This is a genomic window from Dysgonomonas sp. (assembly GCF_035323175.1).
Classification (GTDB): Bacteria; Bacteroidota; Bacteroidia; order Bacteroidales; family Dysgonomonadaceae; genus Dysgonomonas.
The window spans coordinates 208,787-228,008 of record NZ_DAOKYH010000001.1 but is presented as its reverse complement, the minus strand read 5'-3'; the positions used below and the strand labels follow the sequence as shown (position 1 = coordinate 228,008).

Below are 19,222 nucleotides of genomic sequence, written 5' to 3'. Positions count from 1 at the left end.
TTTTATAATGAAGGTAGAATTAGTATTACAAGACTTAAAACGCAGATTTCCGAACGAACCTGAGTATCTTCAGGCTGTTCAGGAAGTATTAGAATCCATTGAGGAGATTTACAATCAACACCCTGAATTTGAGAAGGCAAACTTAATAGAAAGACTATGCATTCCTGATCGTATCTTTTCTTTCCGTGTAACGTGGGTTGACGACAAAGGCAACACACATACCAACATGGGATACCGCATACAACATTGCAATGCCATAGGCCCATACAAAGGCGGCTTACGCTTACACGCCTCTGTAAATCCGTCTATATTGAAGTTCCTTGCTTTTGAGCAAACGTTTAAAAACTCACTTACTACGCTTCCTATGGGAGGAGCAAAGGGAGGTTCAGACTTTAGTCCCAAAGGGAAATCTACCGCAGAAATCATGCGCTTCTGTCAGGCTTTTATGCTCGAACTTTGGCGCAACATTGGTCCCGACACAGACGTTCCGGCAGGAGATATAGGCGTAGGCGGTCGCGAAGTAGGTTATTTCTTCGGAATGTACCGCAAATTGGCTCGTGAATTTACAGGAACATTCACAGGTAAAGGGCTTACATTCGGAGGTTCGCTCATTCGCCCGGAGGCTACAGGTTACGGAAATGTATATTTCCTACTCGAAATGTTGAAAACAAAAAGCATTGACATAAAAGGTAAAAAATGTCTTGTTTCAGGTTCAGGAAATGTAGCGCAATATACTTGCGAAAAACTGATAGAGCTGGGAGCAATACCTGTTACATTATCAGACTCTAACGGGTACATCTACGATCCTGAGGGTATCACAACCGAGAAACTGGAGTATGTAAAAGAGTTGAAAGAGCTTTACAGAGGCCGTATCAGCGAATATGCAGAAACATACGGTTGCAAGTATGTTCCGAATGCACGCCCTTGGGGAGAAAAAGGCGATATCGCATTACCATCGGCAACACAGAATGAAATAAACGGAGAGGATGCAAAAAAACTCGTGGCAAATGGTGTTATCGCAATATCGGAAGGAGCTAATATGCCATCTACACCTGAGGCTATAGAAGTATTCCAACAAGCGAAACTACTCTATGCACCGGGAAAAGCGGCAAACGCCGGAGGTGTTTCTGTATCTGGATTGGAAATGACACAAAACTCGGAGCGCATAAGCTGGTCTGCTGAGGAAGTTGATAAGAAGCTGAAATGGATTATGCAGAATATCCACGAAAATTGCGTGAAATACGGTACAGAAAAAGACGGATATGTAAACTATGTAAAAGGTGCTAACATAGCCGGATTTATGAAAGTTGCTAAAGCCGTAATGGCTCAAGGCATCGTATAAAGCCGTTTTATGAATAAAAGAGGCTGAGTAATTACTTTTACTCAGCCTTTTCTTTTCGCTAAAATCCATAAAAATTAATTTATATCTTTGCAATACTTCAACAATAAAACATCTGCCAAATATGAATAAAAAGTATATACTTTTCGGTCTCATAACTATTTGTAGTATCTCTTTTATGAGTTGTTCTCAAAAAGATGAAAAGCAAATAACAAAAAAGGAGGCCGCCTTATCTGCAATCTATAACAGAAAAAGTGTACGCAGTTTTATCAAAGACAGACCTGTTTCGGATGAAGATGTTCAGGCACTAATAAAGGCCGGTATGTCTGCACCATCGGGAAAAGACACCCGTCCGTGGGAATTTGTGATTATAAATGACAGGTCTATATTGGATAAAATGTCAGAAGAACTACCTACAGCCAAAATGTTATCTCAAGCGCCAATGGCAATTGTTGTTTGTGGAGATACCATCCGCTCTTCGTACTGGTATCTCGATTGTTCGGCTGCAACAGAAAACATTCTTCTAGCCGCCGAAGCGATGGAGCTCGGGGGCGTGTGGACTGCCGCTTACCCCTATCGGGACAGAATGGCTACAGTGATAAAGCATACGAATATGCCTGCACAAGTGTTACCCTTGGCTGTAATACCAATAGGCTACCCGATGGGAAACCATTCGGTAAAATATAAGTATGACGAAAAGAAAATACACATGAATAAGTGGTAGTTTTATACATCTACCTGAAATAATCCGTATTTTTGTAATGAACAAATACCATCGATATGAATGATTGGAAAGACCGTCTGAATGTTGTGTATTCCACAAATCCGGACTTCAAATATGATACAGACAAGGAAGAGGAACAAGACACCCTCCCGAAAGAGAAACAGCAATTACGCATCCAGCTCGATAAGCGCAACCGAAAAGGAAAAGCCGTGACTCTGATCACAGGATTTGTAGGGACAAGCGAAGATCTCGAAGAGTTGGGTAAATTCTTAAAGGTTAAATGTGGTGTTGGCGGATCGGCAAAAGACCACGAGATAATTGTACAGGGAGATCTCCGTAACAAAGTATTAGAACTACTCCAAAAAGAAGGGTATGTCAAATCACGCATCATTTGATGATGAAATAAACTTATACGTATATAAAGCCTCTGCCGGCTCGGGAAAAACACACCGACTGACAGAGAAGTATCTTAATTTGCTTTTCTCTTCCCCTTTTGCATACAGGCATATACTCGCTGTAACCTTTACCAATAAGGCTACAGACGAAATGAAAAGCCGTATAATAGAAGAGTTGGCAAATATCGCCACAGGGAAGGAATCGGATCATATAAGTTTTCTCTCGAAAGAATATAAATACAACGAAGAGCAGGTAAGAAAAGAGGCTCGGGATATACTGGTGCGTATCCTGCACGACTATTCTTCTTTTTCGGTAAGCACTATCGACAAGTTTTTCCAACAAACAATGCGGGCTTTTACCCGTGAAATCGGCTTAGGTGGTGGGTACAATGTAGAACTGGATACCAACAAGGTATTGGGCGAAGCTATCGACTCCATGCTGTACGATCTGGAACAGACAGACAATAAACTATTGTTGGATTGGTTAATCCGCTTTTCGGAAGAAAAAGTAGAAAACGGCGAAACCTGGAATATCCGCAACGATATACAATCCCTATCGGCCGAAATATTTAAAGAAAGCTACAAAGCATACAGCAATCAGGTGCAAACAGACATTAGCGATAAGCAGCTGATGACCGACTACAAAGATATGCTGTTTACCATTATCAGAGATTTTGAAAAAGCATCGCAGCAGATCGGAGAAAAGGCATTGAACATAATGTCTCGCTTCGGACTCAAAGGTGAAGATTTTAAAGGAGGAACCCGCTCTCCGTTTCTTAATTTCTTGAAATGGGCTAACGGAACGATTGCCGAACCAACAGATACGTTCCGCACGTTAGCTGATAACCTTAGCGGCTGGTACACCAAAACGACAGGTTCAGCAACACGGGATAAAATAGAAAGCGTATACCCTGAACTCAACATCTGTGTATGCGACATCATAAGCCACTATGACAACTCATTGATCTATCAGACAGCATACGAAATAAACCGCTACTTCTTCACATTAGGAATCCTGGGAGACGTAGACAAAAAAATACGAGAATATAGAACAGAGAATAATATCATGCTAATTTCGGATACGACCGAACTGCTAAACCGTATCATAGAGGGCAATGAGTCTCCATTTATATACGAAAAGGTCGGTCAACGAATCAACAATTACATGATCGACGAGTTTCAAGACACATCAGGCATGCAGTGGCAAAACTTTCTTCCTCTGGTAAAGGATAGCCTTGGCAGCGGAAACAAAAACTACATAGTAGGCGATGTAAAGCAAAGTATTTATCGTTGGAGAAACTCAGACTGGAAACTTCTGGATGAACAACTCGATATAGATTTCCGAAGCGAGGGCATAGAACATGATACGTTGGATACCAACTGGCGCAGCTCCCGCAATGTTATTTCTTTCAACAATGCAGTATTCTCTATTGGTTCGGCGTTGCTGCAAGATACATTTAACAAATCATTGCAAGATATTGATAATGCAAGGCTCAAGCCATTCCTAACACGGATAACAAAAGCTTACGACGAACTGTATCAGGAGATACCCGAAAGCCATAAAAAAAACGAAGGGCGAGTAAGAGTAGAGTTTATTGATACTGACGAGCATATATGGCAGAATTATGTATTGGAGCAATTACCTGTCGAGATAGAACAGTTGCAGGAAAGAGGTTACAGCCTCAAAGATATTGCCATACTGGTACGTACAAAAAAAGAAGGAGCAGATGTAGCAAATTGCTTGTTGGAATATAAAAAGCTGCACCCGGACTCAAAATATCGTTATGATATTATATCCGATGAAGCGCTGTTTGTAAGCAACTCAAAGAGCATCAAACTTATAATTGCCCTACTAAAGCATTTGCACAATCCTTTGGATAAATCGTTAAAGGCCTTGGCTGTTTTCGAATATTTCAAATACAGCAAGCAAATGAATGCCGAAGAGGCGCTACTCAAATACTTCTCGGCAAAAGATGATCTGCCTCAACAGATAGAGGACAGGCTGAGCCATATACGAGAACTGCCATTGTATGAAATGACGGAAGAGATCTTCAATCTGTTTCGTGAAGCTATGGAAAACGATGAGCAGGTATATATACAATCGTTTTTAGATATGGTGCTCGATTTCACGGTTCGTAATTCTTCCGATCTGGATGCATTTCTCAGATGGTGGGACGAGACGGGTACAAATAAAACTATTTTTACCCCGGATGGTCAAGATGCGATACGGATTATGACAATACACAAGTCGAAAGGGCTGGGTTTTAATGTTGTACTGATTCCCTTCTGCAACTGGGAGATAGATCATAAACTAACTACAATATTGTGGTGTCACCCACAGACAGAACCATTCAACAGACTACACCTCGTTCCTGTAAAATATTCACAAAAGCTAAAAAACACCATTTTTGCTTACGAATATTTTGATGAGCGACTTCATGCATTTATCGACAATATCAATGTATTGTACGTGGCCTTCACTCGTGCAAAAAACGAACTGATAGCTTATGCCCCCAGGCCGAAGAAGGAAGAAGTGAGTAATATATCGTCTTTGCTATGGGCTACAATAAACAGCGGCTCTGTAGGTAATGGCAAGCAAGCTTACACAGACTTGTCTCAACACATAGATGAAGAAACTGCGACTTTTGAAATAGGTGAAAATTATATACCAATCAAAAAAGTTACACACAGATCGGTAGAAGAAATCAGTGTAGATAGCTTATCAAGCATTCCTTATGACGAAAGAGTAAAACTATTGTTGAAAAACAAGTACTTTTTCACGGACACCGGACAGCGAGACTACGGTACTCTAATGCACGAAATTGTGAGTAAGGTAAAAACAATTGACGACGTACAGAAAGCTGTAGAAGAATATCACATTGCGGGAGAAGTGACTGCTAGTGATAAGAGCAAGATAACAGGACTACTAGAAGAATACCTTTCCAATCCTCTGGTCGCACCGTGGTATAGCGGTGAGTACAAGGTATTGAACGAGATACAGATATTACAGCCCAAAGGCAAATTTGTTCGCCCCGACCGTGTGATGATAAAGGGCAAGGAGGTTATTGTAATTGACTATAAATTCGGCGAAAAGGAAGACAAAAAATATATCCGTCAAGTGAAATATTATGCTGATCAGATCCGTAAAATGGGCTACACCGACATAAAAGGATATATTTGTTACATCAGATTAGGTAAAATTGTAGAAATATAATTTATGGAGAATCCTTTACAAGAGCCGACTTCAGGAAGCTTTGACGTTCCAATTAACTAATTATTTAACTATTTTACTATTTTTAATACAGTGTAAATAAACTATTTACACATATTCTACGTTTATATTATGTGTTTTTCATAGTATTAGATTTTAAGGTTAACAATAAAGATTGGTTGTCGTGATGACAACCTTTTCTTTTTTATATAACCTCTAATACAATAAACGATTAAATAATATTAACGATAGGTATTCGACCTTCTCTCCTCAATCTGCCCTTACGACTCTTACCGACCTTACACCATAGTAGAAAGCGTATTTATTGTTCAGCCATTGATCAGGATTTGTGCTCAGGTCTTCGTAGTGAAATTTGCTATGAACAGCAACTTTGTCGGTAAACACAATATCTTGTATTCCATTAGCCACTTGCTCCTTCAAGGATGCTTCCCGAGCCTGATAGACATCCGATATTAACTTCATTGATGGGTATTTTCTATAATAATCTATACCATATAGACTAACCAATGCTATTATCGCTATCAAATTCGCATAGTGGAACAACTTGTGTCTTATTTCTATATTCGCATACAGGATACCAATGGCAATAACTATAAAAACAATCTGCCCGAACATAGCCCAAGCAGGGAAAACAGGTGATACAATCATTATAAAGAAAGAAAGCTGACCTGCAACAAAGAATAGTACTGCTGCAAACAAAACCTTTTTATATTGATCTTTCTCCATATTTTTTCGGCTCTTGAAAAAGAGAAATAAAAAAAATAAAAAGAGCAGCGAGACAGGAAGCATATAGGGCAAATATCGAATAGACATCATATCCGATAAGTTTGACCAGAGAGTTTCAAATATTGATAATCCCTGTTCTCTCACATTTTGCTTAGCAACGAGTGCCGCACGAACATAATTTCCGGGTGCGAGAATCATCAGAGCAAAACCAAAGCATAATCCAATCAAACCTGAGATTGCCCATTTAGGAAGCTTTAAATTTTTCTTATAATAGATACAAAAAATAAATATCAATAATGTAGCAACTGAGGCGGTAGATTCATTTGTCCATCCGGCTATGATTCCTGCGAAAAAAAATAATACAGTTTTATAAAGTTTATCATCCGTACGCTCATCAAAAAAGTAAGACACATAGGGATATATAAATAGTATAATGAGCAAGGTTCCCCACAGATAGTTAGCACTTCCTGTAATCCAAAACACATCAGAGGTAAACCGGGGAACAAGAAACCACACAGATGTACTGATTATTATCAGCAAAAAGGCGCTGGTTGACTTACCCTTATTGCAAATAAAGTACATTGAGCAGATTAGAATTACATAAGCTAATGTATTTATTATATCATTAAAAGGTGTACCTATCCACAGAAGAAATTGGGCTATGAAGTGAACAACCGACCGTCCACCCCAATTAAAATAATGGGCATACTGAGATTCGAGTATATCTTTAAAGCTGGCTATCTTTTCATTGCTGGAAGGGAAACCATAATCGACCCGTACCTCTCTGAATGAATAGGCCCAATCGTCGGCATGGAGAGGGAATAAGTAGTTAAAGTAGTAAATAGTAGCACCAATACAAAAAAGTACAACTACAAAGAGAAATCTTTGTAGTTGCAAGTTTTTTGTATTTAGTTTATCTATCATACATAAATCTTATTTCTCTCTGATAATGATATTAATCGGAGTACCCGACAAATCCCAATTATCACGAATACGATTTTCGAGAAAACGTTTGTATGGATCTTTTATCCATTGAGGAAGGTTACAAAAGAACACAAACGTAGGAACATGTGTATTAGGTAACTGCGTAATATACTTTATCTTGATATATTTTCCTTTATTCGCAGGAGGCGGAGTGCGCTCTATGATAGGGAGTAATATCTCATTCAGCTTATGTGTTGGAATCTTAGTTTTTCTACGACCATAAACTTCTTTAGCTGTTTCTAACACTTTCAGAATACGTTGTTTGGTCATAGCCGAAGCAAAGATGATCGGGAAATCAGTGAAAGGTGCTAATCGCTCCCGAATTGCATTTTCGAAAGTCTTTATGACAACCAGTTCCTTATTCTCTACCAAATCCCATTTGTTTACACAAACGACAAGCCCTTTACGGTTTTTCTGAATAAGAGAAAATATATTCATATCCTGACTCTCTATCCCTTGCGTAGCATCAAGCATCAGAACACAAACGTCTGAATTTTCAATCGCTTTTATGGAACGAATCACCGAGTAGTATTCCAAATCTTCGGTAACCTTTCCTTTCTTACGGATACCCGCAGTATCTACAAGATAAAAGTCCAGATTAAACTTATCGAACCGTGTATAGATCGAATCACGTGTTGTGCCGGCTATATTGGTTACAATATTACGTTCCTCATCCATCAAGGCATTTACCAAAGATGACTTCCCTGCATTAGGTCGCCCAACAATGGCAATACGTGGTATATCTTCGAGATGTTCCTCTTCTCCCTTTTTTGTAAACTTAGTTATTATCACATCCAAAAGATCTCCTGTACCCGAACCGTTGATCGCCGAAATATTAATAGGATCACCTAAGCCGAGAGCATAGAATTCTGCCGACTGAGCGTGCAAATTAAAGTTATCTGCTTTATTGGAGACAAGAAGGATTGGTTTCTTTGAGCGGCGAAGCATGTTTGCAACGCTCGAATCCAAATCTGTAAGTCCGTTCATTACATCTACCATAAACAGAATTACATCAGCTTCTTCTATAGCAATGGCTACTTGCTTATTTATTTCATTTTCAAAAACATCCTCAGAATTCACAACCCATCCACCTGTATCCACAAGCGAAAAATCCTGACCACCCCACTCTACTTTTCCGTATTGGCGGTCACGGGTCGTACCCGAAGTTTCATCGACTATAGCCTGGCGACTTTCTGTCAATCGATTAAACAGGGTTGACTTACCCACGTTGGGGCGTCCAACTATAGCTACTAAATTTCCCATATTTGTATATTGTACTCTAAATTTTGTGCAAAGGTACGTATTTTTATTGAAAACACTTTCAACGAAAAAGGCTTGCGTGTGCAAGCCTTTCATATTTTTATAACTTATATCCTATTGAAAGTGTGATACTCGTGTAATCCACATAATCGTATCGCCTACAGGCAGGCTCGTTTTGTGGGCACTTTTAAGAGCATCATCTAAAGTGAATTTTTCTGTCGGTATGCCCTCAAATAGTGAAATATTCTTATCTGTACTCTTATATCCTACATAATGCTGTCTTATCCTCAGATTTTTTTTACTACCACTTCCATAGTATTGCTCTATGCCTCCTGTAGTAATATACAACAAAGTATCATTCTGGAAGCGATACAGGCTGCGTTCTTTGACTATATCTCCTTGATTTACATAAATAAAATCATCATCGAACAATATATATGTATCAGTAGGGTATTGTTCATAGAGACTAGTAAAGACGGTTGCGGGATCAAATTTCTTTGTTAGAACTGTATCAGGACCCGACACAGTACCTTTATAGATATTAAAATCTGTAATAGACGAGCTAATGTATCGTATATTATCCGTCTTATTCTCGTTGCTGCATGCTATCAACAAAATTGCAGATAAGACAAAAAGTCTATTTCGTTTTTTAGAAAAAATCATCTTACGGTCAAATTAGATTTAGGAATCATTTGAACTGATAAATTGCATTACACCATACAAGGGTATCTTTCGGGTCGGTCATCTCGCTCAGTGAAGAAAGCCCTCTCATTTCGAGCGTTTTCTCCAAGCTTACAGCCTGATTAAACGAACGTATAGTATCATTACCTCTTTCGTTACGATAACGCACCAAAGCTTTAACCCTATATAAGTTATCTGCATTACCAAGAGCCACAAATACTTTATGCCAAGTCTTGTTGACCGTATCAAGTTTATTTATAAATAGAGAATCTTTTTCGTAAACATAGCTGGATACTATTTTTTTTTGTCCTAAAGAATCAACATAAGTCAATTTATCATTGTCAAATTGAATCCTTATATTATCATATAAATCATATTTATACGAACCTTCAAAGAAATAATTTGCCAACTCAGTTCTTCTCAATTCATTAAATTGCACTTGCTTTCCACCTGTAGCCGAACCCGCATACACGGCGAGGCTAGACAAGTCTACATTTGTTACCTGTAGTACACCATCCACTTCCTCCTCACTCGAACAGCTGACAAAAAACAGTGCGCAAAATATTATATATAATATACTTCTCATTATCCGGCTTGTTTTTCTAAAACGTAAAGATAATCAAAACAGTTTTATTCCTGCCACAAAATAGTTATCTCCTGAGTCGACTGTCTCTATCGGTTCTAATTTTATATAGCGAACTTTTTCTGAATTCGTTGCAAACAAAGTAACATCTTGTTTTACCGGGTTATTGGCTATATTGTTGAAAATAGCATTCTTCTTCACTTGTGTCCAATTCTTACCATCTAAACTGATATAAAAATTATATCTGAGAATATTTGATGATTGTACTTTATTGAAAGGAATATAAGTAAAACCTTTGATTAACACAGCTTCACCCAAGTCGATTACCAATGGAGTCTTTTTCTTTACTTCAAGGATAGTATTATCATCATTATCTGTAATTTTTGACAGATCAGCAACAGGCGATACTAATTTCCATTTAGATGTAGAAAGGCTCTTATTATTTTCTTTATTTACTACTTCTGTCGCCGAGAATAATTCGGGAGCATTATACAAACTTACTTTGCTGATTAGCGGACAAGCAAGAGCAGTAAAGCTTATTTTCAGTTTTTGAGTAGAGATCGCAGGGAAGCGTAAAATGCGTTTATAGCCTATTGTTGTAGCATCCGTCAAGTCTTTCCAAACTCCCTTATCCCAATATTTTACACTAAACGATACCACTCTTTGCCCCAATGGGATATATTCTTGTAATGCCAAACGGTTAAATGTCTTCGCTTGTTTCAAATCAATTTCAATAGACGGATTTAATTCACTATCGTCTGTAGCCCAATACGTATTATAGTTATCATCAAGCAGGTTTGCAACAGAATATTGAGTAGCGTTGTCTCTTACATTACTTGCTTTTATTTCAGCGCCTTCAATCAAATCTTTGCTAAATGATTCTTCTCTTGCTTTACGAAACTCCATCAAACGAATAGAGTCGTTGGCATTAATACGCCCTGTGCGATCGGGAGGAACATTCAACAACAAGTTAGAATTACGTCCCACAGAAGTATAATATATATCCATCAATTTATCTACGGACTTTACCTTATCGTCTGTAGACGGACTATAAAACCATCCCGGACGAATAGAAACATCGGTTTCGGCAGGAACCCATGCTTCACCACCTTGTACGCCTGTATTTAAAATATCTACAGACGGTGCTCCGTGTCCCGGTTCATAGCCCTTGATATTAAGTGTAGACCAGTTAGTCTTACCTGCAACACCCTGCTCATTACCCATCCAGCGACAGCCGGGGCCTACATCACTGAATATTACAGCTTGAGGTTGATTTCTATATACTGTATTGTGAAATAAGTTCCAATCATAGACTTGTTTTTTGCCGTCTTTTCCTTCTCCGTTTGCACCATCAAACCATTGCTCAAACACTTCTCCGTATCCTGATAGCACTTCATTCAATGTATTTGCAAAAACCTGATTATATTGAGGTGTTCCATAAGCAGGATGATTCTGATCCCAAGGAGATAAGTAAACTCCAAATTTTAAACCATATTCGCGGCAAGCTTCAGAAAGCTCTTTCAACAGGTCTCCTTTTCCATCTTTCCAAAGGCTTTCTCTTACTGTATGCGTACTATATTTACTTGGCCACAAACAAAAACCATCGTGGTGCTTTGCCGTGATAATAATACCTTTCATACCTGCGGCCTTCGCTGTAGCTGCCCATTGACGACAGTCTACATTCGTAGGATTAAATACCTTCGGGTCTTCTTTTCCATTTCCCCATTCTACATCGGTAAAAGTATTAGGGCCAAAATGGGTGAACATATAGTATTCCATTTGTTGCCAGTTGACCTGATCTTGCGTTGGTATCGCTCCATAAGCCTTTAGTGGCTGATTCTGGGAATTAGCAGTTTGATATAAAAATAAAAAAAGGAAAAAGGTTAAACTTAATTTGAATTTCATGTTATCTCAGTTTATTAGAACTATAAAAATAAGTTTGGTAATTCTTTTGCTTGAACGAAACAAAAGAACAAAATATTATAAACAGGTTAATTTATCTGCCAAGCGCTTCTAAATTTGCAGCCCGCAATTGTTTAGGGAAAGTACAACTTTCGTCTATTATATAAACCCACTTCGGATTTTTTATTATTTTCTTCGAATTTGAGCTGCCGAATATACGATCACCATCTTCTACAGGATCAAAATATTCGGAAAAGTCCACTTGTTCGTTTTCTTTAGACGAAATAATAAATATACGATTCGTCATAATGAAGTAACCATAAGTCTTTTCTCCCGGCTCATACATTTTGTTCCATTCATTATCGAGAGCTGTAATATCCAGTTTCAACACGCCTTTATCTTTCGAAAATAAAATTTTGGTTACCGGCCAAAGATATCCGTTTTTCCTGCGAAAAATAAAGTTGCTGATATCGGAAGCTAAATGGCCTATCTTTTCATTCTTCAACGAGTAACATGATAAAGTCAATTTATTTACGTCACCGTCTGAATGAGAAATAGCAAATATCTCGGATAAAAAACAGATACAGAAAATTGTTAAGATTGCAGCTTTTTTCATAACAGTACTAATATTTCAGCGTCACAAAAATACACTATTTTTTCTCTTTTCTGTGCTTAATATTATAAATGCTATAAATAGTTAATCTTTTTTATCAGATCAGACTAATAATTTATTTTTGTATAAAGTTATAAAATAGTTAAAGGCATGAATAATATTGTTCAGATATTGAAAAAAACCGGCCTTTTTTTATTTGGAGTTCTATTAGTAATTTGGGGCTATAAGGTAAATGCCGCCAATACTGAAGAAAAAGCCAAAGAAGAAAAAGAAAAGAATACAAAAGAAGTTGAACAGCCCATCGTCTTACCCCCTGCTGACGAACCCAAAACCGAAGAGCAGCCGGTAAAAGAAGAGGTAAAGAGTTTAACTGCTCCGGCTAAAGTATCGACTGAAAAGAAAAAAGCAGAAGATGTGAAGCCCAAAGCTTCTACGACACCCCAGACAAAAAAAGCTTCAACAGCTGTAGAGAGTAAAAAGGAAAACCAGACGGAAGAAAAAAAGGTAGAGGAAGTCAAGCAAACCGTTATAGAAAAAGCAACACCCGAAGAGTCGTCAGGAACAGAGTAAACCTGTAAATGGAATTATTATACAAAGCCCAGACCCGATTCTTATTCCATTCGCATATAAAAATCAAGCTATCTGCTTTTTACGAAGAAAGCATATTTGATGAATTATTTGCGATTTTCGAACATGTGGATAAGAAATACAATTCGTATCAAGCAGGTTCTTATTTCGACATAATAAATAAGAACAGCGGCAGCTTTGTAGACGTTGATGAGGAAACTATATATATACTAAATCAGGCAATTACAATCTCAGATTTCTTTAATGGGACTTATGACATTACAGTTATGCCACTTATTAGGCTGTGGGGATTCTATAAAGATGAGCAACGGCAAATACCCTCAATCAAAGAAATAGAAGATGTAAAAAAGCTCATTGATTATAGGCACATAGAGATAAACGGAAAAAAAGTCAAGATAAAAAAAGGACAGGAAATCATTACTGGTTCGTTCATAAAAGCCTATGCTGTAGATCGTCTGACTGAAAGAATGCTTGAATTGGGTATAAATGATGCGATAATCAATGCCGGAGGCAGTACGATAATGGCAATAAATAACGAATCGCACCCACGATGGCAAGTCATGGTGAGGCATCCCCAAACGGAAGAAGTTTTATCCAAGTTAAACATTTCAAATCAGGCATATTCCACATCATCTCAGTCCAAAACTTTTGTAAGTATAGATGGCAAAGAATATGGACATATACTAAATCCTATTACGGGTTTTCCGTCGGCAAACAAGCAGGTGGGAATTATCAGCGACAAATGTATGGTAGGTGATATGATCTCTACGGCACTGTTTAACGAATCGGCAGAAGGGTTTTTAAAAAAGATTGATCTACTATCGGAACATTACAACATAAAAGGTTTTATGCTCGATAGTGATAATAATATTATATACACCCAAGATTTCAGATAGTTATTTCAAATTAAAATAACAAAAGCTATGATAATGCACATACTTTCGATGAAAGGGAAAACCAAGAAGAAGAGTATTCAGGCTATTGAAGACGCTCCATTTCTATACATTCCCCTCGCAGAATATTTAGGCTGTGCTCCTACTCCTGTTGTCAATGTTGGCGATAAGGTCAAGAAATATCAATTGATAGGAGAAGCAAAGGATAAGTTTGCGACCAAAGTACATGCACCGGTATCGGGCATGATTTTGGAAACAAAAGACTATCCTTTTGCAGATGGCTCTTCTGTAAAAACCATCGTTATCCAGAATGACTATAAGGACGAGGAAGTAAACGACATTTCGCACAAAGATTACAACCAATGTAGCCCCGAAGAGTTGATAGAGCGAATTAAGGATGCAGGTATAGTAGGACAAGGTGGAGCTCAATTTCCAACAGCTATAAAATATAGCGTTGGGGAACATAAGATACATACCTTTATTGTAAACGGTGCAGAGTGCGAACCTTATCTTACATCAGATTATTCACTGATGGCAGAACGTACCGAAGAGCTATTTAAAGGAATTGATATCATAAAAAAGATACTCAATGCCGACAATGTTATCATTGGTATAGAGCATCAGAATAGAGAACTTTTAAAAGTATTTGCTCCATATCTGCAACAAGAAGAAAATAAAGGCTACAAAGCAATATTATTGCCCGATCAGTACCCTCAAGGTGGCGAATTACAATTAATAAATTCTGCCACAGGCTTTGAACTACCAAGATCGAAGCGACCAGCCGAAGCGGGAATTATAGTGAGTAATATTGGTACTATCTACTCTGTTTATCAGGCGGTAGTAAATCACAAGCCTGTTATCAGCCGGATAATAACAATCTCGGGTGAGCGATCTACTAATTATGGCAATTACGAAGTGAAAATAGGAACACCGATACGACATATCACAAAATCGCTAGGGATAGAAACTTCGGGTAATACCATCGTACAGGGAGGCCCGATGATGGGGAAGGCAATACAAGACCTGTCGATACCTGTAACCAAAGGAGCATCGGGAATACTATTTCTAAAGAAAGAAGAAATAAAAAGAAGTAATTGTATCTCGTGCGGCTACTGCGTGGATGTATGTCCCATGAGCTTGATGCCAATGAAGTTTGAGGAGAATTACAGAAAAAAGAAATATTTCAATCTTGAGAAATACAGTATTAGCAGTTGCATTGAATGCGCAGCTTGCGAATACATCTGCCCAAGTAATGTGCCGCTCATAGAAAGCATAAAAGAAGGAAAAGTAAAACTTAAAGAACTAGCAAATGCAATCAGATAAAACAATATTTGCACCCTTTGTCAGGAAAAGTGATAGTACCAGCCGTGTAATGGCAGATGTTATTTTAGCATTGCTCCCATGTATAGCCATGTCGTATCTGGCATTCGGGTTTGTACCTGTCATGGTAATCTTGGTGGCAGTAGGAAGTGCGTTATTAACAGAATTTTTATTCTCCATTATCTTTTCCAAAAGCACGGAATCTCTTTCTGATGGGTCAGCCATTATTTCGGGAATTTTGCTTGCATTCACAATTGCACCTTTCACACCACTCTATGTTGTTGCATTCGGAGGAAGCATGGCCGTTCTGTTCGGAAAATTACTCTGGGGTGGCTTAGGGCGTAATATATTCAATCCTGCGCTGATCGGACGAGAGTTTATGACTGTGTTCTTTCCCGCTGTGATGGCTTCACGCACTATTTGGTACGACAAGACTGCAGTGAATATAAATGAGCTCAATATATTCAACGACAGTTTTATAAACCAATTATTTTATAAAGCATCGGGAGCAATAGGCGAATATTCGATATTCTTTTTAGTGCTAGGCGGTTTGTTCTTGTTGATTAGGCAAAGAATCTCATGGCACATCCCATTTGCCTTATTAGCGGCTTTTACTGTATTGCTTCTTACCGTGTCTAACCTGACCGAATATACAATACAGTTTTCTTTGGGAGGCTTATTACTCGGCACTATATTTATGGCAACAGACATGCCCACAAGTGCAACCACCAACTATGGAAAGTTATATTATGGAGCGATGATAGGTTTAACATCAATACTCTGCATCATCAATGATGTGAAGTATGAATACATGTCTTACTCGATACTATTGTTGAATGCCTTCGTTGTACCTATCAACTGGGTATTCCGTCCGAATGTATGGGGACAAAAATTAGATATTCTTACCCGTTTGTGGCAAGGTCTATCACTTACGGCATGTATATACTAATGGCTACATTCGCTGTTATCTATCTGCATCATACAGGATTGATAATGTATCTTGTATTTATTTATATTGCTTATTGCATCATAAGGTTCATAGCGAAGGGAATAAAAGCGGAATAGGAGAGAAAAATATCAATACAAAAAAGAGCAGACCGTCAGATCTGCTCTTTTCTATTTTTTATATCTCACCGAATTATAAGTTCAGACCCATAATTACAGAAGGGAAAATTCCAAGTAATAGATTCAAAGATATAGCGATTACAGCTACAGCTTTATATTCGAAAGGAACTCGTAGAGGCTCTTCTGTCTCGCTTTCTTTGGTGATCATTATATTTGCTACTCCCAGATAATAGAACACGGCTATAATCGAATTTATAATACCGAATATAACAAGAACTAAGTGGCCTGATTGTAACATCTGATCAAACACAAAGAACTTAGCAAAGAAGCCTGCAAAAACAGGAATTCCACTTAATGACAACAATGCGCAAATAAATATTGCAGTCAACACCGGCTGACGTTTCACCAAACCAAAGAAGTTTGTCATATCCTCGTTGTCTTTTCCTCGGCAAACACCAAGTATTACAGCAAATGCAGCAATACCCGCCAAGCTATATGCTGCGGCATAATACAATACTGTATTTGCAGATGTGCCAATTGCAAGTAAGGTCATCATCATAAATCCGGCATGTGATATCCCCGAATAGGCCATCATACGCTTTATGTTTTTCTGCTTCATTGCTGTTACGTTTCCGACTGTCATTGTCAATATAGACAAGACGATCAATACAATCTGATATACAGGCGTTACCGCAACAGACAATATTGTTACTACCTTAAACAATGCCCCTATTGCAGCCACCTTTACCAAGGTACTCATCAGAGCAGTAGAAAGTGTAGGTGAGCCTTCATAAACATCTGGCGCCCAAAAGTGGAAGGGTACGATAGATGCTTTAAACATCAAACCGACAGTCAACATCACAAAACCAAGACTAAACCATATAGGTAAAGATCCTGCCTGAGCAGTAGATGCAATAGCAACTGTAGCTATATCGAACGAACCAAATGCACCATATATGAGAGCAATACCAAACAGAATAAAGCTGGACGCAAAAGCACCCATAATGAAATACTTCATACCCGCTTCGTTACTTCGCAAGTTCTTCGGATCGCTGGCTGCCAAAATATAAGCGGCAATAGACAATACCTCAAGTCCCACAAAAAACATAATAAAATTTCCGAAAGAGACCATAGCCACAGCTCCGGCCACTAGAAAGACCTTCAAGGCTACATAGTCGGCAATCTTATCTATTCTGTCTTGATAAAACTTGGGACTCATCGCAAGAATCAGTACAGCAAGAATAATAAACAGGATAGAGAATCCTTGCGAAAATCCTGTTGATACCAACATATTGTACTTATCCGTACCAAGGAAAGATTGTCCTAAGTAAAACTCGGTAACAGTCAACCCCAATACAGCAATCAGTCCGATAAGTGTAACTGGTATAAGGATTTTTCTCAAATTGAATATCTCTAATAAAAGGCAGATTATACCTAATGCTGAGATGGCTATCAATGTACTCATTATATATCTGGCTATTTTTATCTGTTAATATACATTACTATCTCTGTCAGGCTTGTAGACACCAAGTCTGTAACCGGCTTCACATACACCCCGAAAAATATAAGTACTCCTATTATTAAGGCGAAAACTACCGTTTCGGTCTTCGACAAATCCCTGAACGGATTCACGGATGGTTCTCCTAACATTACCTGCTGATACATTCTCAACATAAAGAGAGCACCAAGGAACAATGCTGTTCCTATTGTAAGGGCGTACCAAAGATTTACCTGATACAATCCGAACATTATTGTAAACTCTCCGATAAAGTTAAATGTAAGCGGTATACCGATAGAAGAAAGGATGCTTATAAAGAACGCCACCGAAAACTTTGGAGCATGTTCTTTAATACCACCCATCTTACTTATAGTCAATGTATGCATACGTGTTTGGATTACATCTGCGGAATAGAACATACCCACAATACCAAAACCATGAGCCAGGATAAGTATCACAGCTCCTTCGAGACCATCGTATGTCAAGGCATAAGAGCCCGCCGCAATAAATCCTACGTGAGACAATGATGCATACGCTAAAAATCTTTTTAAGTCATCCTGACGCAGCGCCATAATAGCTCCGTATACAACTCCAATGATACACAGAATCACGATTATTGTTCTGAACTCGTTTGATGCGTAAGGAGTTACAGGCAACTGCCAACGAATAACGCTATATGCTCCCATCTTAGACATGATACCCGCAAGTAACATAGTACCTATTGCCGGTGCTTTCTGATACACATTTGCCTGCCAAGTATGGAAAGGGAAAATCGGTATCTTAATAGCATAAGCAAGGAAGAATGCCAGGAATATCCAGATTTGTTCTGTTTGGCTCAGACTCGCATTATAAAATGCTTCGAGCTGAAAGCTTCCCGTTTTTGTATACATGTATATAATAGCGGCAAGCATAAACAATGATCCGGCAAATGTAAAGAGGAAGAATGTCATCGCAGCCTTACGTCTTTTGACGATTTCGCCGTTACCCCACAATACGATGATAAAATAGATCGGGATAAGAGACATTTCCCAAAACACATAATACAATAGAGCGTTGCTGCTTAAGAATGCGCCTACCATAGCAAAAACCATAAACATGACTAAGCTATACAGCATCTTTTCATTCTTAAATTCGCGCGATTGCGTACCCAGTATAATTATAGGCAGTAGTATCGTAGTCATTAATATCATGGCCATCGACAAGCCGTCGGCCTTTAACGAAAACGAGATATTAGGCTTACTAATCCAATCTATGCTGAAATTTGCACCTGCTGCTCCGTATTTAAGACATAACGCTACCGAAAAAATAGCTGCGGCAACACCGAACAGCATAGCTACTTTAGAGGCAAATCTATTTCCTGATAAATAAGTAAGAATTGCACCTACCAATAATATGATTAATATAATAGTGATATTCATG

16 protein-coding genes are annotated in these 19,222 nt (G+C 38.4%); 8 read left to right on the top strand and 8 right to left on the bottom strand.

Annotated elements, in window-relative coordinates; all coding sequences use genetic code 11:
* The first annotated feature begins 7 nt into the window (after positions 1 to 7).
* The 4 genes from PKC55_RS01000 (at position 8) to PKC55_RS00985 (ending at position 5,672) form a co-directional block, all read left to right on the top strand.
* Complete coding sequence (locus tag PKC55_RS01000; protein WP_291123998.1) at positions 8 to 1,342, top strand: NADP-specific glutamate dehydrogenase; 1,335 nt, start codon at positions 8 to 10, stop codon at positions 1,340 to 1,342.
* Between the two features lie 121 nt (positions 1,343 to 1,463).
* Entirely contained in the window at positions 1,464 to 2,063 is a 600-nt protein-coding gene (locus PKC55_RS00995; RefSeq protein ID WP_324371462.1) for a nitroreductase family protein, read from the top strand.
* 50 nt (positions 2,064 to 2,113) lie between these two features.
* Complete coding sequence (locus PKC55_RS00990; protein ID WP_185146739.1) at positions 2,114 to 2,458, top strand: translation initiation factor; 345 nt, start codon at positions 2,114 to 2,116, stop codon at positions 2,456 to 2,458.
* Positions 2,436 to 5,672 (top strand): UvrD-helicase domain-containing protein, encoded by a 3,237-nt coding sequence (locus tag PKC55_RS00985; protein WP_324371460.1) that lies wholly within the window; start codon positions 2,436 to 2,438, stop codon positions 5,670 to 5,672. Before PKC55_RS00990 ends, PKC55_RS00985 begins: the two co-directional genes overlap by 23 nt.
* Positions 5,673 to 5,939: 267 nt before the next feature.
* Here PKC55_RS00985 and PKC55_RS00980 read toward each other — a convergent pair whose 3' ends face one another.
* The 6 genes from PKC55_RS00980 to PKC55_RS00955 form a co-directional block, all read right to left on the bottom strand.
* Positions 5,940 to 7,340, bottom strand: coding sequence for a DUF3329 domain-containing protein (locus PKC55_RS00980; protein WP_291127930.1), 1,401 nt, complete (start codon positions 7,338 to 7,340; stop codon positions 5,940 to 5,942).
* 9 nt (positions 7,341 to 7,349) lie between these two features.
* A complete protein-coding gene (gene der, locus PKC55_RS00975) occupies positions 7,350 to 8,663 on the bottom strand; it encodes a ribosome biogenesis GTPase Der (RefSeq protein WP_135104856.1) in 1,314 nt (437 codons plus the stop codon).
* A 111-nt stretch (positions 8,664 to 8,774) separates the two neighbouring features.
* Positions 8,775 to 9,323 carry a hypothetical protein gene (locus PKC55_RS00970; RefSeq protein ID WP_291127925.1) on the bottom strand — a complete coding sequence of 183 codons (549 nt, stop codon included), beginning with the start codon at positions 9,321 to 9,323 and terminating at the stop codon, positions 8,775 to 8,777.
* 25 nt (positions 9,324 to 9,348) lie between these two features.
* Positions 9,349 to 9,927 carry a hypothetical protein gene (locus PKC55_RS00965; RefSeq protein ID WP_291127922.1) on the bottom strand — a complete coding sequence of 193 codons (579 nt, stop codon included), beginning with the start codon at positions 9,925 to 9,927 and terminating at the stop codon, positions 9,349 to 9,351.
* 33 nt (positions 9,928 to 9,960) lie between these two features.
* A complete protein-coding gene (locus PKC55_RS00960) occupies positions 9,961 to 11,829 on the bottom strand; it encodes an alpha-L-fucosidase (RefSeq protein WP_291127919.1) in 1,869 nt (622 codons plus the stop codon).
* Between the two features lie 91 nt (positions 11,830 to 11,920).
* A complete protein-coding gene (locus PKC55_RS00955) occupies positions 11,921 to 12,442 on the bottom strand; it encodes a hypothetical protein (protein ID WP_291127916.1) in 522 nt (173 codons plus the stop codon).
* Between the two features lie 147 nt (positions 12,443 to 12,589).
* Between PKC55_RS00955 and PKC55_RS00950 the strand changes: the two genes are divergently transcribed.
* Genes PKC55_RS00950 through PKC55_RS00935 form a run of 4 tightly spaced genes read left to right on the top strand, consistent with a single transcriptional unit; the run spans position 12,590 to position 16,189 of the window.
* On the top strand, positions 12,590 to 13,009 hold the full coding sequence (locus PKC55_RS00950) for a hypothetical protein (RefSeq protein ID WP_291127914.1): 420 nt from the start codon (positions 12,590 to 12,592) through the stop codon (positions 13,007 to 13,009).
* Between the two features lie 8 nt (positions 13,010 to 13,017).
* Positions 13,018 to 13,923: an FAD:protein FMN transferase gene (locus PKC55_RS00945; protein WP_291127912.1), complete on the top strand. Its 906-nt coding sequence runs from the start codon at positions 13,018 to 13,020 to the stop codon at positions 13,921 to 13,923.
* Positions 13,924 to 13,950: 27 nt separating this feature from the next.
* Positions 13,951 to 15,243: an electron transport complex subunit RsxC gene (rsxC, locus tag PKC55_RS00940; RefSeq protein WP_291127909.1), complete on the top strand. Its 1,293-nt coding sequence runs from the start codon at positions 13,951 to 13,953 to the stop codon at positions 15,241 to 15,243.
* Positions 15,230 to 16,189 carry an RnfABCDGE type electron transport complex subunit D gene (locus PKC55_RS00935; RefSeq protein ID WP_291127907.1) on the top strand — a complete coding sequence of 320 codons (960 nt, stop codon included), beginning with the start codon at positions 15,230 to 15,232 and terminating at the stop codon, positions 16,187 to 16,189. Before rsxC ends, PKC55_RS00935 begins: the two co-directional genes overlap by 14 nt.
* Before the next feature lie 189 nt (positions 16,190 to 16,378).
* Here the strand turns inward: PKC55_RS00935 and PKC55_RS00930 are convergent, their stop codons facing one another.
* The gene (locus PKC55_RS00930) at positions 16,379 to 17,770 is read right to left on the bottom strand and encodes an NADH-quinone oxidoreductase subunit N (protein ID WP_135104847.1); all 1,392 of its coding nucleotides are present in this window, start codon (positions 17,768 to 17,770) and stop codon (positions 16,379 to 16,381) included.
* Between the two features lie 17 nt (positions 17,771 to 17,787).
* Positions 17,788 to 19,221: a complex I subunit 4 family protein gene (locus PKC55_RS00925; RefSeq protein WP_135104846.1), complete on the bottom strand. Its 1,434-nt coding sequence runs from the start codon at positions 19,219 to 19,221 to the stop codon at positions 17,788 to 17,790.
* Position 19,222 lies beyond the last annotated feature (1 nt).